General features: G+C 61.6%; 11 protein-coding genes and 1 pseudogene. 4 read left to right on the top strand and 8 right to left on the bottom strand.

The features are described from left to right. Positions 1-77 precede the first annotated feature (77 nt). Positions 78-617 (top strand): annotated as a pseudogene (locus ACNYC6_RS29715) (TetR/AcrR family transcriptional regulator); the annotation flags it as partial. On the opposite strand, the gene ACNYC6_RS29710 reads toward ACNYC6_RS29715, so the two are convergent. From ACNYC6_RS29710 to ACNYC6_RS29690, 5 genes are all read right to left on the bottom strand, one after another. Continuing rightward, positions 573-1,577 (bottom strand): DMT family transporter, encoded by a 1,005-nt coding sequence (locus ACNYC6_RS29710; protein ID WP_419710426.1) that lies wholly within the window; start codon positions 1,575-1,577, stop codon positions 573-575. The pseudogene ACNYC6_RS29715 and the gene ACNYC6_RS29710 overlap by 45 nt on opposite strands. Further along, positions 1,577-2,275 carry an ABC transporter permease gene (locus ACNYC6_RS29705; RefSeq protein ID WP_419710425.1) on the bottom strand — a complete coding sequence of 233 codons (699 nt, stop codon included), beginning with the start codon at positions 2,273-2,275 and terminating at the stop codon, positions 1,577-1,579. Before ACNYC6_RS29705 ends, ACNYC6_RS29710 begins: the two co-directional genes overlap by 1 nt. Before the next feature lie 18 nt (positions 2,276-2,293). Continuing rightward, positions 2,294-3,007 carry an ABC transporter permease gene (locus tag ACNYC6_RS29700; protein ID WP_416127006.1) on the bottom strand — a complete coding sequence of 238 codons (714 nt, stop codon included), beginning with the start codon at positions 3,005-3,007 and terminating at the stop codon, positions 2,294-2,296. A gap of 152 nt (positions 3,008-3,159) precedes the next feature. Beyond that, positions 3,160-3,942, bottom strand: a complete 783-nt coding sequence (locus ACNYC6_RS29695; RefSeq protein WP_419710424.1) for a transporter substrate-binding domain-containing protein — start codon at positions 3,940-3,942, stop codon at positions 3,160-3,162. Between the two features lie 25 nt (positions 3,943-3,967). After that, a complete protein-coding gene (locus ACNYC6_RS29690; RefSeq protein WP_419710423.1) occupies positions 3,968-5,971 on the bottom strand; it encodes an aminotransferase class I/II-fold pyridoxal phosphate-dependent enzyme in 2,004 nt (667 codons plus the stop codon). A gap of 240 nt (positions 5,972-6,211) precedes the next feature. Between ACNYC6_RS29690 and ACNYC6_RS29685 the strand changes: the two genes are divergently transcribed. Genes ACNYC6_RS29685 through ACNYC6_RS29675 form a run of 3 tightly spaced genes read left to right on the top strand, consistent with a single transcriptional unit; the run spans position 6,212 to position 9,906 of the window. Further along, entirely contained in the window at positions 6,212-7,750 is a 1,539-nt protein-coding gene (locus tag ACNYC6_RS29685) for an efflux transporter outer membrane subunit (protein ID WP_419710422.1), read from the top strand. Then, on the top strand, positions 7,743-8,879 hold the full coding sequence (locus tag ACNYC6_RS29680) for an HlyD family secretion protein (RefSeq protein WP_419710421.1): 1,137 nt from the start codon (positions 7,743-7,745) through the stop codon (positions 8,877-8,879). Before ACNYC6_RS29685 ends, ACNYC6_RS29680 begins: the two co-directional genes overlap by 8 nt. Continuing rightward, entirely contained in the window at positions 8,869-9,906 is a 1,038-nt protein-coding gene (locus ACNYC6_RS29675) for a DUF2955 domain-containing protein (RefSeq protein ID WP_419710420.1), read from the top strand. Before ACNYC6_RS29680 ends, ACNYC6_RS29675 begins: the two co-directional genes overlap by 11 nt. Positions 9,907-9,919: 13 nt before the next feature. Here the strand turns inward: ACNYC6_RS29675 and ACNYC6_RS29670 are convergent, their stop codons facing one another. The 3 genes from ACNYC6_RS29670 to ACNYC6_RS29660 all read right to left on the bottom strand — a co-directional run bounded on the left by ACNYC6_RS29670 (position 9,920) and on the right by ACNYC6_RS29660 (position 12,941). Continuing rightward, on the bottom strand, positions 9,920-10,375 hold the full coding sequence (locus tag ACNYC6_RS29670) for a hypothetical protein (protein ID WP_419710419.1): 456 nt from the start codon (positions 10,373-10,375) through the stop codon (positions 9,920-9,922). Between the two features lie 199 nt (positions 10,376-10,574). After that, positions 10,575-11,285, bottom strand: coding sequence for an NAD(P)H-dependent oxidoreductase (locus ACNYC6_RS29665; protein ID WP_419710418.1), 711 nt, complete (start codon positions 11,283-11,285; stop codon positions 10,575-10,577). A 9-nt stretch (positions 11,286-11,294) separates the two neighbouring features. After that, positions 11,295-12,941, bottom strand: coding sequence for an ABC transporter ATP-binding protein (locus ACNYC6_RS29660; protein ID WP_419710417.1), 1,647 nt, complete (start codon positions 12,939-12,941; stop codon positions 11,295-11,297).

The following is a 12,941-nucleotide window of genomic DNA, read 5'->3' as shown; positions in this document are numbered from 1 at the left end:
ACCACACCGCCGAGACTGGTGATTGAACACACGTTCAACTAAGCTCGCCAGCGTGGACCACCGCCAAGGAATTCTTTGTGACCACCATCGCCCCGAAAAACCGCCGCGCCGAAGCCGATGAACGCCGCGAACTGCTGGTTGCCGCCACCCTGCGCTGCCTGGTTCGCGATGGCCACGCCGGGATTTCCGTGCGGCGCATTGCAACCGAGGCCGGCGTGTCCGTGGGCCTGCTCAATCACCATTTCGGCAGCATCGATGCGTTGATCGCCGACACCTATCAGAAGCTCGCCAGCGAACTCACCGCCGCCCTGCTCCACGAAATCCGCCAGGCAGGCACGCCGGCGGAAAAAATGGACGCCTTTCTGGTCGGCTCTTTTTCGCCACGGGTCATGGACCCGAAATTGCTCGGTGCCTGGGTGGTGTTCTGGAGCCTCATCCGCCACTCCGAACACGTCAGCCAGTCCCACGTAAAAAGCTACGGTGCCTACCTCGACCTGCTGCGCCAGTTGCTTGATGAACTGGCGGTCAGTGAAGGTTTCGTGATCCACGACACACGCCTGGCCGCCATCGGCCTATCGGCGATGCTCGACGGTCTCTGGATCGAGTGGTGCCTGAACCCCGACACGTTCAGCCCCGCCAACGGGCTCCATATCTGTCGCTGCTGGATAAAGGGATTGCGACACGGAGCATTCGGCACCGACGACGTCCTGTGACGAGTGCCGCCCGAAAATCATCGCCAGGGTGCCACTGACCGCGATCAGGCCGGCGCCGATCATCAGCGAGACATCCATCAGCGTGCCCCAGATCAGGCTCGACAGCAGGAACGCCCAGATCAGCCCGGTGTATTCGAACGGCGCCAGCACCGTCGCGGTGGCGCGCTGGAAACTGGCGAACAACAGGAACTGACCGATGCCGCCCATCAACCCCGCGACGAGCATGCCCAGCCAGTCCGGCATCGGTGCCGGCGTATGGGTCCAGGGCAACGCCACCACCATGCAAACGGCGAACACCACGTTGGTGATCAACATCTGTTCCAGCACCGAGGTCTGGTCGTCGACCTGGCGTAACTGGATGTAGGTGACCGCCCAGCACATCGCCGCCAGTAGCGTCAGGACAATCGGCACAGGGTTGGCCAGATTGTTCGGACGGCAAGCAATCACCACACCGATAAACCCGATGATCAGGGTGAACCACTGCCAACCGGTGACGCGCTCCTTGAGAATCGCCGTCGCCAGCACCGTGACCATGATCGGCGCCGAGAAATACAGGGTGGTCATTTCCGCCAGGGTCAGGTCCCGGGCGGCCGTGTAATACAGCAGCCAGGCGGCGATCGACAACAACCCGCGCACCACCAGCAAGCGCCGGCTGGACGAACGCCAGGCACGCTGCACCAGTTGTAAACGCCCGATCAGCAAACAGGCGACCACTACCACCAGGGCGCGCCAGAACAGAATGGTGAACACCGAATAATCGGCCACCAGCCACTTGATGCCGGCGTCCTGCAAGGACAGGAACGCGTAGCCCAACGTGCACAGGCCTATGCCTTGTAACGAGCGGTCGACTATTGGCTTGTTCATCAGGCGGACCTGCGCACCGGAGTGCCCCGGCGCTCGAAAAACGCAAACATGGCCTCGATCAGGAACGTCAGGCAAACGTAGACACCGGCCACAAGCAGCAACGGTTCATACACTTGCAGGGTCTGCGCCCGCACCACGTTGGCCGCGCCCAGCAGGTCAATCACCGCAATGGTCGAGGCCAGCGCCGTGGATTTGAGCAACATCACGGTTTCCCCGGCCAGGGTCGGCAACAGCAGGCGCAGCGCCCGGGGCAAACGTACCCGCAGCAGGGCCTGGCGCGGGGTCATGCCGAACGCCGAGGCCGCTTCCATTTCGCCTTTGGGCACCGCCAGCAGGCCGCCGCGAATCACTTCGCCGACGTACGCGCCCACCGACACCACCAGCGCGAAGACGATGTACCAGTAACCATCGCGCAGATACGGCCAGAGGAAACTGCTGCGAATCAACGGGAACTGCGCAAACAGGCTGCCCAGGCCGTAGTAGAAAATGTAGATCTGGATCAGCAACGGTGTGCCGCGGGTCACGCTGGTATAGAACAGGCTGACCTTGGCGATGACCTTGTTTTTCGAGATCCGCGCCAGCGCCACCAACACCGCCAGCACAAAACCGAACACACTGGAAATCAACAGGATGGCGATGGTCGTTTGCAGCCCCCGGACCAACAGCGCCCCGTATTCAACTATCCACGCTGGAATCATTTCATTCTCTCTGCCGGTTCAGTCAACAAGCGGCATCCAGCGACGAATGCGTCGCTCCAACCGTCCCGAAAGGTAGTTGGACACCAGTGTCACCGCGTAATACAGCGCCGCGGCCGTGAGGTAGAACAACAGATAGTGACGCGTCGACCCCGCCGCTTGCTTGGCGGTGTACAACAGCTCATTGGTACCGACGACGCTGATCAGTGCGCTGTCCTTGATCAGGTTGATCCACAGGTTGGACATCCCCGCGATGGCATAGGGCGCCATGATCGGCAGCGTGACGCGCCGGAACAGACCGAAACCGTGCAGGCCGAAAGCCTTGCCCGCCTCGATCTGGCCATAGGGAATCGCCTGGATGGCCGCGCGGAAAATCTCCGACGCATAGGCGCCTTGCACCAATCCAAGTACCACGATCGCCGCCAGCGGGCCGCTGACGTTAACCACCTCGTAACCGAGCGAGGTCATCAGCGAGTTGAGCAGCATGGAACCGACGTAAAACAGCAGCAGGATCAGCAACAGCTCCGGAACCGCCCGGAACAACGTGGTGTAGCCACGGGCCAATGCCGCAATCGGTTTCGGCGCACCCAACTTCAGGCAAGCCACCACCAAACCGATCGCCAGCCCGAGCACAAAGGCCCCGGCCGAAATCTGCAGGGTCATCCAGAGCCCCTTGAGTAGCGCCCCACCCCATCCTTGTTCGGTGAAATTGATCAAATCGAACATTGCTGGCATTTCAGTCTCCAGTTGGCGGGCAGAAGGCACCGCCGGCCCTTGTAGGAGCGAGCCTGCTCGCGATAGCGGTGGTTCGGTCAACATCAACGTCGACTGTCATGGCCTCATCGCGAGCAGGCTCACTCCTGCAGGATCTGTGTACAGCCTCGGTATCAGAACGTCGGCTTCACGCTCGTGCCGAAGTAGCTCTGCGACAGGTCGTCATAGTCCTTGCTCGCCAGCAGCTCCTTGATCGCGTTGTCGAGCTTGGTCTTGAGTTCGGTGTCGTCCTTGCGCAAGCCGGCGCCCACACCTTTGCCGAAGATCGGGTCGTACGGCACCGCGCCGAGGTAAGCCAGGTCTTTCGCATCCGGGGTTTTAACGAACGACGCCATGGCGGTGCCGTCGGCCATCATCAGGTCGATACGACCGGCAATCAGGTCTGCGTTGGCCGAATCCTGGGTGTCGTAGTACTTAACGTCGGCGATCTTTTCGTAGTAGGTCTTCAGGTAACTGGCGCTCACCGTCGAGTTCTGCACGCCGATGGTCTTGCCCTTGAGGTCATCCGGGTACTTTTTCACGGAGGCATCTTTAGGGCCGACGATGGCGACTACCGAGTCGTAGTAGGCCTTGCTGAAGGCGATCTGTTTTTCGCGCTCTTCAGTCACCGACATCGAGGAGAAAATCACGTCGATCTTCTTCGCCAGCAGCGACGGAATGATCCCGTCCCACGCCACTTCCTTGATCTCGCACTCGGCTTTCATTTCGCTGCACAGTTTGTGGATCAGGTCGACTTCAAAGCCCTTCCATTCACCGTTGGCCTGCTTCTCGGTGTAAGGCGGATAGGGTTCGGCCGCGACCGCGAAACGGATCGGCTGTGCCTGTGCCGCGCTCATGCCGGCCAGCAGTACGCAGGCGGCGCCGGTCAACCAGTGTGCAAAACGTCGATTTCCCATGTTGTTTTCCCGTCTTTTTATGGTGTTAGCGAGTTTGATGAGCGTTGACGAATTGTCGGCAACGCTCGCTGCGTGGGTGTACGAACACTTCGTCCGGCGAACCGGTTTCCTCGATCAGGCCTTGATGCAAAAAGGCGATTTTGGAAGAGACATCGCGTGCGAAAGCCATTTCATGCGTCACCAGGATCATGGTCCGGCCTTCTTCGGCGAGAGAGCGGATCACCCGCAACACTTCCCCAACCAGTTCCGGGTCGAGTGCCGAGGTGGGTTCATCGAACAGCATGACCTTGGGCCGCATGGCCAGGGCCCGGGCAATGGCCACCCGTTGTTGCTGTCCCCCGGAGAGAAACGCCGGGTACTCGTTGCGCTTGGCCGCCAGCCCGACGCGTTCAAGCAAGGCTTCGGCCCGTTCAGTGGCTTCCGCTTTGCTTTCGCGCAGGACCTGGGTCGGCGCTTCGATGAGGTTTTCCAGCACCGTGCGATGGGGCCAGAGGTTGAAGTTCTGGAACACCATGCCCAGGCTTGAGCGGATGCGTACCAGTTGCTTGGCGTCGGACACCAGCGGCGCGCCGGGACGGGTGTGATTGAGGTGAATGCTTTCGCCATCCACCAGGATCCGCCCCTGATCCGGCACTTCGAGCATGTTGATGCAACGCAACAAGGTACTTTTGCCCGAGCCGCTGGCGCCGATCAGCGAGATCACCTCGCCTTCGCGGGCCGTCAACGACACGCCCTTGAGCACCTCGATATTGCCGAAGCTTTTGTGCAGCTTCTCGACTTCGATCATGGTTCGGGCGGCGGTCGGCAGGACCAGGGTCTCGGTCGCCACGCTGGTGATCACCGGCCGGGGCGCTTCCCCGTTCAACACCAGGACGAAAGCGCGGATACGCCGACAAGCTTCGGTCAGTCGTTCTTCACCCAATGTGAAGGACAGTCGTACAAAGCCTTGCGCCGGCTCGCCGAATGCAGCGGCATCCAGCACCGACACCCGTGCCTCGCGCAACAGGCGCCAGGCAAATTCCAGCGAGGTCAGCCCGGTGCCGCGCACGTCCACCAGCACGAACATGCCGGCGTCGGGTTTCAGCACCGAAATGCCCGGGCAATCAGTCAGCCCCGCCACCACCAGATCGCGGCGACGGCGATAGATGTCACGCATGCCGTGGGTGACTTCGTCGTGGGACTGCACCGCCTTCAACGCGGCTTCCATACAAAACCCCGGCAAACCGTAAAGCATGCTCAACACCAGGGTTTCGGCATGCGCGACCAGCGCGGGATTGGCAACGATCCAGCCAATCCGCCAACCGGTCATGGCATGGGATTTCGACAGGCTGCCGATCACCACGCAGCGCTCGGCCATGCCCGGCAACGCCGCCAGGCTCACGTGATCACGTTCGAAGGTCAGGCTTTCATAGACCTCGTCCACCACCACCCACAAGTCGTGGGCGATGGCGAGTTCAGCGATGGCTTGCAGCTCTTCGCGGTTGAGTACCACGCCGGTGGGATTGTTCGGGTTGGACAGGAAAATCGCCCGGGTGCGTGGCGTGATGGCCTTGGCCAACACCGCCGCATCGACACGGAAATCATCAGCCGCCGAGCACGGCACCCGCACCAGTGTGGCGCCGGAAGCCTTGAGCGTCGCTTCGTAGGTCACGTACATCGGGTCGAGTGCAATCACTTCGTCACCGGTACTGAGCAGGCACATTGAGGCGACGAACAAGGCGTTCTGCGCACCTGCCACGGCGATCACGTTTTCAGCTTGCAGTTCACGATCGAACAACGTGCCGTAGCGCGCGGCAATGGCTTCGCGCAGCGCCAGGCGGCCAGCAATTTCGGTGTAGTGAGTGTCACCTTCGCGCAGCGCCTGGATCGCGGCATCGGTGATGAAGTCGGGCGTGGGGAAATCCGGGTCGCCGACACTGAGAATGATCACATCCTCGCCCCGGCGGCGCGCTTCGAATGCCGCGTAGTGAATATCCCAAGCGGCTACGCCTTGACCTGAGATCCGCTCAACAAAGGGTGAAAACCGCATGCCAGTGCCTCGTTCAGAAAGAAGAAACGCAAGCCCGCAACCAGCCGGGAGAGAAGGTGGAACGAACATAGTCCAAGCTGAACACTCGTTCAACAGAAACCTGATGAATGTTCGTGTTCAGCGCAAACAGGTCGTTTTTACGACAGTCGTGGCGTTTTTACATGGCGGGGCATTGAAACAAACCGGCTTCCATCCGGACGTCTATGCTGCTGGGAGATTCTTTGGTCGGGAAAACGGACGATGCATCCAGGTACAAGCCAGCTACTGCTGTTTGCCGTGCTTGCACTCGGTGGTTGCGTGCGGTTGGGCCCGGACTTCCAGCCGCCCGGCGAGGCGTGGGTCGAACACTGGAACACCCCCGAGCTCGAACACGCCAGCCAACGGGCTCAGCAACCGGACATTCGTCAATGGTGGCAAATATTTGCAGACCCGACGCTGAATCAACTGATCGCTGAATCGGACGCCCACAACTCAAGCCTGAAGATTGCCGGTTTGCGCGTGATGGAAGCCCGCGCGCAATTAGGCATTGCCCAGAGCGGTCTCTATCCGCAATTACAGCAAGTCAGTGTCGACAGCCTGTACGTCAACCGTCGGCAATACGGTGGCAACAACCCGGTCGACAGCCATTTCTGGCAGCACAGCGCCGGGTTCGATGTCGGTTGGGAACTGGATTTCTGGGGACGTTTCAGTCGCGCCATCGAGTCGTCCGACGCCAGCTATTTCGCGGCCGAAGCCAACTATGACGACGCGCTGGTCCTGCTGCGGGCGCAAGTCGCCGACACCTACTTTTCCCTGCGCACCACCGAGGCACGTCTGCGGGTAGCCCGGGAAAACGCCCGTCAGCAACAACGTAATTACGAGATCACCGAAAAACTGTTCAACAGCGGCCAGACCGCCGAGCTCGACCTGCAACAAGCCAAGACCCAATACCTGGGCACCTTGAGCACGATCCCGCTTCTGGAAGACCAGATCGGCCGTATTCGCAACGCCTTAGGGGTATTGATCGGCCGTCCGCCCGGAGCGCTGCCGATGATGGCGGAAAATACCGGACTGATTCCGCTGGTGGACCGCGCCGTGCTGCAGGATGTCCCCGCCAACCTGCTGCTGCGCCGCCCCGACGTGCGCGCCGCCGAACTGAATGTCGCCGCGCAGTCCGCGCTGATCGGCGTGGCCGAGACCGATTTCTATCCGTCGCTGACGCTGTTGGGCAGCATCGTCTGGTCCGGCGACACTCTCAGCGGCACGTCCCGCAGCCTTGATCTGATCGGCGGCCCGAGCCTGCGCTGGAACGTGTTCGACTATGGCCGGATCAGCAACAACGTGCGCGTGCAGGACGCCCGTTTGCAGCAGTTGATCGAGGTTTACCGCGACAAGGTTCGACAGGCCGCGCGCGAAGCCGACGATGCCGCCAACGGCGTGACCCGCTCGTTACAGCGCGAACGCATCCTGCGCGAAGCCGAAGGCGCGGCGAAACGCTCGCTGGAACTGGCCAACACGCTGTACCGCGAAGGCTACTCGGACTTCCAGCGGGTGCTGGATGCGCAACGCGCGTTGCTCGAACTCCAGGACAGTTACCTGGTCAGCCGTGGCGACGCGGTGAGCAACATGATCGCCCTGTACAAGGCCCTCGGTGGCGGCTGGTACAGCGGCCAGCCAAAAATCGATTCCGCCACGCGCCGGCAAATGGAACAACGCACCGATTGGGGCGACCTGCTGGCCGAGCCCCCTTCCGCGCAACCCGCCGCCCCTTTAGCCAACCCGGTAAAAGCCAATGACTGAAGCCGTCCCTCCCAGCTCCGACGCCGCGCCGCCAGCAGCGGAGCCCGCTGCTGACCCGACGAAAAAAGGTATCAAATGGGTGCTGCTGCTGATCGTGCTCAGCCTCGCGTGGTATCTGCTGGCGGACCGATTCACGCCCTATACGCAACAGGCACGGGTCAGCGCGTTTGTGATTCCGGTGGCGGCGGAAGTGGCTGGGCGGGTCGTCCGGGTCAACGTGCGCAACAATCAAGACGTCAAGGCCGGGGAAGTGATTTTCGAGATCGACCCGCAGCCGTACCAGATCGCCGTCGACCGCGCCCGTGCGGACCTCGAATCCACCCGTCGGCAGATCGGCGCCAGCACCGCCGGCATCGCCTCGGCGCAAGCCAGTCTGCGGGCCGCACAGGCCAACGAACTGAAAGCGCGTCAGGACAATCAGCGGCTTGAAGGTTTGTATCGCGAAGACCCCGGAACCATTTCCGTGCGCCTGCTGGAAGTGTCCCGCGCCAACCGCGAAGCCGCCGTGAGCAGCGTCGCGGCGGCCCGCGCCGAAGTGCAGCGCGCCAAGGAAACGGAGGGCGGTAGCGAGGAAGACAACGCCCAACTGCGCAGCGCTGCCACGGCGCTGTCGAAGGCTGAACTGGACCTCTCCAATACACAGATCCGCGCCCGTTCGGCCGGTCTGATCACTGACCTGCGCACCGATGTCGGCCAGTTCGCGGCGGCCGGCAACCCGGTGATGACCCTGATCGCGATCCATGATGTGTGGATCAGCGCCGACATGACCGAAAACAACCTGGGCCTGGTCAAGACCGAGACCCCCGTGTCGATCGTATTGGACGCCCTGCCCGGTGAAGTGTTCGAGGGCCGCGTGCGCAGCATCGGCTACGGTGTCAGCGTCGGTCAGCCCGCCCCGCCCGGCAGCCTGCCCACCGTGCAGAACAGCCGCGACTGGCTGCGGCCGGCCCAGCGTTTTCCGGTGATCATCGAGTTTTCCCCTGAGTCGCTGGCGATGCTGCGCGACAACCGTGCGATCCGTGCCGGTGGTCAGGCCGAAGTCATGGCGTTCCCCAGCGAAGGCAACCTGTTGAACCCGCTTGGCCATGTGTTTCTGCGGCTGATGAGTTGGTTGTCGTATGTTTACTAAGCAACAGCGCTCGCCGAGGGCGCAGCGTGCATTGCGCCTGGCCACTGGCACCGCGGTGTGCCTGGCGATCAGTTTTGGCCTGGCACTGCCGATTCCCTTTCTGGCGCCGGTGCTGTGCGCGCTGCTGCTGGCCTCGGCCAATCGTCCGCTGCCATTCAAGGCAGCCTTGGTGCTGGCGGTGGCTGCAATGCTGACCACCGGCAGTGGCCTGCTGCTGATCCCGCTACTGCGCTATTACCCCAACAGCGGCGTGCTGGTGATCGGTTTGTGTTTGTTTCTGGTGTTTCGCTTTGGCTTGCGCGGTGGCAGCAATCTGATCGTCACGTTTCTGGTGATTGGCCTGACCATGATTTCTTCAGCGGGCGTGGCCGATTTTGGCCTGGCGGTGATGGTCATCAAGGCTATGGTCGCGGGGCTGATGCTGGCGGTGGTGGTCGGCATGTTCAGTCATTGGCTGTTCCCCGAACCGGCCAACGCCCCAGCGCCACCCGTCCCGCCAGTTTTTCCGGCGAGCGAAGTCGACCGGGTGGCATTGCGCGCCACCCTGATCGTGATTCCGGCCTTCTTGCTGGCGCTGATCGATCCGGCCACTTACCTGCCCATCGTGCTCAAGGCCGTCAACCTCGGTCAGCAAAGTGAAACGACCAGCGCGCGCAATGCCGCCCGCGAGCTGATCGGCTCGACCCTGCTCGGTGGCTTGCTGGCCTTCCTGTTCTGGAATGCGCTGAGCCTGTTCGTGCACCTGTGGATGTTCTTTTTATGGATGCTGCTGTTTGCCCTGTTCCTGGCGCGCAGACTGTATGGCTTGAAATCGACTCGCTTGAGCCCGGGATTCTGGCTCAACAGCCTGATGACCCTGGTTATCCTGTTGGGTCAGTCGGTGCAGGACAGTGTCGCGGGCAAGGACGTGCAAACCGCGTTCGCCGTGCGCATGACACTCTTCATCGGCGTGACGCTGTATGCGTGCTTGATGGTGCATCTGCTCGATCAGCGGCAAAAACAACCTGACGCCAACACGATTTTGTAGGGGTTGAGTATCGTCAGGGATTGACCTGATAGCCCTTGCCTTGCAGGCAACTGGTGTAGGCCGTGGCGGTGTTTGCGCTGTTGGTTTTGTCCTGTTCGCGGCGCTCCTGACGCTGGCGCGAGCCGCCCACTACCACGCCTGCCGCGGCGGTCTGCTTGGCGCGGTCCTGGCGATAATCCTGCTTGTTGTCGTCGTCGACGCGATCATAAAACTCATCGTGCTGACGCCCGCGTACCTGGGCCGCCGTGGCCCCGGCGACAGCGCCCGCCGCGGCACCTTTGACCCGCCCGCCAGAAGGTGTCGAGGATGTCGACGCCGTTTGACTGGCGGCGATGTTATTGCACTCGGTGATGTCTGCTTGGGTTTGTTGCGAACTCTGGCCTTTCATCGGTACCACCGACTGTGCCCATCCCTGGGCACTGAAAAGCGACAAAGCGACGCACAGGCCGATGGGTGGCAACCTATTCATCATGACCTCCGACAGCAGCCGGACTGGGTGAAGTAGAAACAGTGTAGTTCACGCCCGGTGCCTGCCTGAGGCAATCGCCCAACGGCCATTAACTCACGCTTCAAAACACCCAGCCCCTTGGGGAGCGAACTTACTCGCGATGGCGAAGCTGATGCCCTCATCACCAGCAGGCTGGCTCCCACAGGATGTGTGGGGTTGGTCAGGCGTTCGTGACCAGTGGGTACAGCTTGTCATCAAACTCCGCCAACTTCGGAAACACCAGCGGCTGCTCATCACTCAGATGCTGCAGCCGCTGCCCGTAATCAACCAGAAATTGCTGCCGCGCCTCTTCACTGATGTAAGGCACGTGCCAGGCCACGAACGGTTCCAGCACATCGAACCCGACATACGCCAACGTGCCACGCAGGATCGGCCGCAACATGTCCTCCAGCGGACCGTGGATCGCCCCGTCGCCAAACATATGCTCACGCCCGCCCAGGGTCACCGTCACCAGCGCCTTCTTACCCGCCAAACCACCCTGGTCGTAGAAACGCTTGCCGCCATAGCAGATGCCCGACACCAGCACCCGGTCGATCCAGCCCTTGAGCATGGCCGGGGCGGAGAACCAGAAGATCGGGAAGTTGAGGATCAGCAGGTCGGCCCACAGCAGTTTGTCGAGTTCGGCCTGGATGTCGGCCGCCAGCGACTGGCTCTTCACGCCCAGGCGTTGTTCCAGCGCATAGACCAGGTATTCGGGGTTTTCCCGTGACGAGAAGTCCGCGTCGCTGGCCACCGGGTTCCAGTTCATTTGGTACAGGTCGCTGACTTGCACTTCATGGCCCTGGGCTTCAAGGGTGGCGACAGCCTGGTCCCGCAGGGCGGCGGTGAAGGATTTTGGTTCCGGGTGGGCGTGAACGATCAGTACTTTCATGGTGATTCCTTAGACTTTTTCCAGCGAATCGGATGCGTTTACGGTCGCGCGGCTGGCCAGCAATTGGTCGAGCCAGTCCGGGTCCATTTGCGGTTCGGACGAGAACAACAGTCCGGTGTAATCCTGATGTGGTGGGGTGAAAATCTGGTTGCGCGAGCCGTGGTCGACCACCCTGCCCCGTTGCATCACCAGCACTTCATCGGCAATCGCCCGCACCGTGGCGACGTCATGGGTGATGAACAGGTAGGCGACGCCGAGTTGTTGTTGAATGCGGTTGAGCAGCTTGAGCACGCCTTCGGCCACCAGTTGATCGAGGGCCGAGGTGACTTCGTCGCAGATGATCAATTGTGGGTCGGCCGCCAGTGCCCGAGCAATACAGATGCGTTGCTTTTGTCCGCCGGACAATTCACGGGGCTGGCGCTCCATGAAGGTCGCCGGGTCGAGTTCGATCATTTCCAGCAACTCGGCGACCCGCGCGCGCATGGCCTTGCCCTTGAGGCCGAGGTAGAACGTCAGCGGCCGGCCGATGATGTCGACGATGCGCTGGCGTGGGTTCAACGCCGTGTCGGGGATCTGATAAATCATCTGGATGCGCCGCAGCTGCTCCTTGCTGCGCTGACGGAAGTCCGCTGGCAGTGGCTCGCCGTCGTACAGCACCTGGCCGTAAGTCGGCGGTAAAAGGCCGGTGATCAAGCGCGCCGTGGAGCTTTTGCCGCTGCCGGATTCGCCAATCACCGCCAGGGTCTGGCCGCGATAGAGTTTCAGCGACACGTCGTGCAGCACTGGTTGCTGACCGTAGCTGGCGCAGCTGTTACGCAGTTCCAGCAGCGGTTTTTCCTGGTGCGGGCAGGCCTTGGGTTCAGTGCGGAAACTGCGCACCGCCCACAACGACTTGGTGTAATCCTCTTGAGGGTCGCCGAGCATTTGGCGGGTCTCGGCCTCCTCCACCAGTTTGCCGTGGCGCAGCACCATGATGCGGTCAGCCATTTGCGCGACCACCGCCAGGTCATGACTGATGTAGATCGCGGCGCTGCCGTAGGTGGCCACTGCATCGCGAATCGCCGCCAGCACTTCGATCTGGGTAGTGACGTCCAGCGCGGTGGTCGGTTCGTCGAAGATGATCAGGTCCGGGTGACAGGCCATGGCCATCGCGGTCATGACACGTTGCAACTGGCCGCCGGAAACCTGATGCGGATAGCGTTGGCCGATGGTTTCGGGATTGGGCAGGCGCAGCACGCGATACAACTCGACGGCTTCGCGCATCGCCTGTTCGCGGCTCATGCCGCCGTTCTTGACTGCCGTTTCGACGTGTTGATCGATCAGCCGATGGGCCGGGTTGAACGAGGCTGCTGCGCTCTGCGCCACATACGCGATGCGCAAACCACGCAACTTGCGCAGGGCATCGGGTTTGGCCTTGAGCAAATCGATGCCGTCGAAATGCACCGAGCCACCGGTGATCCGGCAACCGTCGCGGGTGTAACCCATGGCCGACAGGCCAAGGGTCGACTTGCCCGCGCCGGATTCACCGATCAGCCCCAGTACCTCGCCGCGTTGCAATGTCAGGTCGATGCCCTTGATCAGCGGATGCCATGCGTCTTCGTAGTGACCTTCGATGTGCAGGTCGCGGATTTCCAGCAAAGGTTGGGTAGTCGTCAT

This window comes from Pseudomonas sp. NFX224 (genome assembly GCF_048565165.1).
In the GTDB taxonomy this organism is placed as follows: domain Bacteria; phylum Pseudomonadota; class Gammaproteobacteria; order Pseudomonadales; family Pseudomonadaceae; genus Aquipseudomonas.
The sequence above is the reverse complement of the archived record's forward strand: the minus strand, read 5'-3'. Positions and strand labels throughout refer to the sequence as shown.

Bases quoted from the DNA above. Each gene is read 5' to 3' on its own strand.
- ACNYC6_RS29710 (WP_419710426.1), bottom strand. From the start codon at position 1,577: ATGAACAAGCCAATAGTCGACCGCTCGTTACAAGGCATAGGCCTGTGC.
- ACNYC6_RS29705 (WP_419710425.1), bottom strand. From the start codon at position 2,275: ATGATTCCAGCGTGGATAGTTGAATACGGGGCGCTGTTGGTCCGGGGG.
- ACNYC6_RS29700 (WP_416127006.1), bottom strand. From the start codon at position 3,007: ATGCCAGCAATGTTCGATTTGATCAATTTCACCGAACAAGGATGGGGT.
- ACNYC6_RS29695 (WP_419710424.1), bottom strand. From the start codon at position 3,942: ATGGGAAATCGACGTTTTGCACACTGGTTGACCGGCGCCGCCTGCGTA.
- ACNYC6_RS29690 (WP_419710423.1), bottom strand. From the start codon at position 5,971: ATGCGGTTTTCACCCTTTGTTGAGCGGATCTCAGGTCAAGGCGTAGCC.
- ACNYC6_RS29685 (WP_419710422.1), top strand. From the start codon at position 6,212: ATGCATCCAGGTACAAGCCAGCTACTGCTGTTTGCCGTGCTTGCACTC.
- ACNYC6_RS29680 (WP_419710421.1), top strand. From the start codon at position 7,743: ATGACTGAAGCCGTCCCTCCCAGCTCCGACGCCGCGCCGCCAGCAGCG.
- ACNYC6_RS29675 (WP_419710420.1), top strand. From the start codon at position 8,869: ATGTTTACTAAGCAACAGCGCTCGCCGAGGGCGCAGCGTGCATTGCGC.
- ACNYC6_RS29670 (WP_419710419.1), bottom strand. From the start codon at position 10,375: ATGAATAGGTTGCCACCCATCGGCCTGTGCGTCGCTTTGTCGCTTTTC.
- ACNYC6_RS29665 (WP_419710418.1), bottom strand. From the start codon at position 11,285: ATGAAAGTACTGATCGTTCACGCCCACCCGGAACCAAAATCCTTCACC.
- ACNYC6_RS29660 (WP_419710417.1), bottom strand. From the start codon at position 12,941: ATGACGACTACCCAACCTTTGCTGGAAATCCGCGACCTGCACATCGAA.